Below are 2,380 nucleotides of genomic sequence, written 5' to 3'. Positions count from 1 at the left end.
GTATTTCTTTCGACCACCACTAATTTGTAATCCTTTTGTTAGCAAGGAAACAACATCATCATAGAAGAGGGATTTAAAATCCCAAGACAAACAAGAATCGGATTGCAAATCCGATTCAGCAAAGAGCATTGGCGCATTTCCCAACATTGCTGGTGTGGTGGTGCGTTTTTTCTATTGATATCAAAGCCCTCCGGGCTAATTCGGGACAAGTCCTGAGGTTTAAATCCGATTCAGCAATGACGTGGCCCCACCAACTTGAAACTTGAAACTCAAAACTTGGAACTTTAACGTTTGCGCTTTCTTACTTCTACATTTCTTATTGGTTATTCGATATTCTACATTTCAAGGATTGCGTTCTCCTTCGTCATTTGCTGGTGTGTTTTTGTATAGCGTGCCCTTTAGTAGGAATTTCGTTACAAACGACAAAACACCTAACCCCTCGTTACCGCTAAGCTCAAACGAGAGGTAGGTGGCAATTATCTCTGTTCTGGTTTTTTATAAAGTGAACTTGACGAAACGTTCTTGTGGGGTCATACAAATTCCACAACGTTCCGGAGCACCTGTATCGTAGGTATTTCCACATACAGTACAAACGGAGTATACATCGGATAAACTGCTGGTTGTATCGCTATTTAATGCTGATAAGGCACTTTGGTATAAAGCCTTATGCTTTTTTTCCGTTTGATAGGCATAGTTTAATGAAATCATCGCTAACTGAACACCATCTTCCTGGGCTTTCTTCAGAAAATCAGGATACATGGTTTGCACTTCGTAGGATTCTCCTTCAATGGCATTTTTGAGGTTTTCTTTGGTTGATTTTACGTCAAATTTCGGATCCACGCTCGGAATTGTTCCGCCTATTTGCTCTAAAACAGCTTTGTGGTTGCCGGCATGAATACTTTCCGCTTTTGAGGCAGCCTCGAACAGTAAGCCAATTCTGTCCTGACCTTCTTCGCGGGCTTTTTGGGCAAAAGCAGCATATTTAGCACTGGCTGTTGACTCGCCAATAAAAGCGTCCTGAAGGTTTTTAATTGTTTCGGTTGCAGAACTGGCTGCTGTTGATCTTAAGTTGCTACCAACTAGGAGGGTGAGCACTAAAAAAAGATAACGAATAGGTGTTTTCATGATCTAAAATGAATTTGTTTATAATGAAATTGTTTAGATCAAAGGTAGGGCGGGTATGCTAAGAGCTTTCTAAAGCATTTCTTAAGAACGGCTTAAAAAATGGCTTCCATGAAGTCCATTTTAAGCTTTTATCAGAATACTTTAGGTCTGTGTTTCTTCGGATTTGTTAAAGATAATCGTGAAGGATGAGCCTGCTCCCGGTTGACTTTTTACGGTTATTCCCAGGTTTAAAATGTCAGCAAAGCCTTTGGCAATTGCTAAGCCTAAGCCAAATCCTTTCGTTTGTGAACTGCGGGATTCGTCGGCTCTGAAAAAGCGGTTAAATATGTGCTGACGCTCTTCTTCATTCATTCCAACACCTTCATCTTTGATTGTTAACCGAATCTCATCATCTTTTTTGAAAGCGATGATACCAACGGTTGAATCAGCATAGGAATATTTCAAAGCATTGCTGAAGATATTCTCCACAATTTGTTCCAACATAAATGCATCGGTTTTAACCACGAGGCTTTTATCAATGTCCCTGAAAATGGAAATGTCTTTGGTATCAATGGTCGGTACATGTCTGTTAATTACCTGCTCCACTAAGTCATACAAATTAACAACCGTTTCTTTTTTCGAATTGCTTTTGTTGCTGTATCGTGCCAGTAAGAGTAATTGATCGACTAAGGCTGCCATGCGATTTACCTCATCCAGGCAGGTTGCCGACTTTTCCATATAATATTCCGGGTCCCTTGGTTTCCGAAGCATAAGCTCCAGTGTTCCTTTTAAAACAGAAAGGGGAGTCCGCAGCTCATGAGAGGCATCTGAGGAGAATTGCTTTTCCCGCGTTAATGTTTGCTCGATCCGGTCGAGTAGCTTGTTAATGGCCCCTGTAAGAATATATAACTCATCTTTCCGCGATGGAAGGGGGATGCGTTCATTCAAATTCTCCCTTGATATTTTAGAGGCGCTGTCTGTTAGCAGGCTAACAGGGGAAATACTTTTCTGGGCAATAAACCGGGAGGTAAAATACAAAACGAGTAATACGACCGGGAACAAGGAGAGCAGGATGATGAAAAGATTCTTTAGCACCATCTGTGATTCATCGAGAGGGATAGCAATGGAGATGAAACCGGCTTTTCGATTATTTTCGTCTTTCAAAACAACCTGAAGTTGCCGAACTCCGCTGCCGGAAAGCTTCGAATCAAAAAAGGATTTTTGTTCCTCATTCTTCAGAATTGACAGTTCACTTTGTCGCAGATTGGCTGAACGC

The 2,380-nt window shown here is 41.3% G+C and carries 2 protein-coding genes; both read right to left on the bottom strand.

Annotation, left to right across the window (positions count from 1 at the left end; genetic code table 11):
- Positions 1–495: 495 nt before the first annotated feature.
- Positions 496–1,125 carry a rubrerythrin family protein gene (locus AC37HE_RS10345; RefSeq protein WP_500782762.1) on the bottom strand — a complete coding sequence of 210 codons (630 nt, stop codon included), beginning with the start codon at positions 1,123–1,125 and terminating at the stop codon, positions 496–498.
- A 141-nt stretch (positions 1,126–1,266) separates the two neighbouring features.
- Positions 1,267–2,380, bottom strand: a 1,114-nt coding sequence (locus tag AC37HE_RS10340) for a sensor histidine kinase (protein WP_500782761.1), incomplete at its 5' end; no start/stop codon positions are given.

The organism is Mangrovibacterium sp. (assembly GCF_059905295.1).
This window is presented reverse-complemented; position numbering and strand designations above follow the sequence as displayed.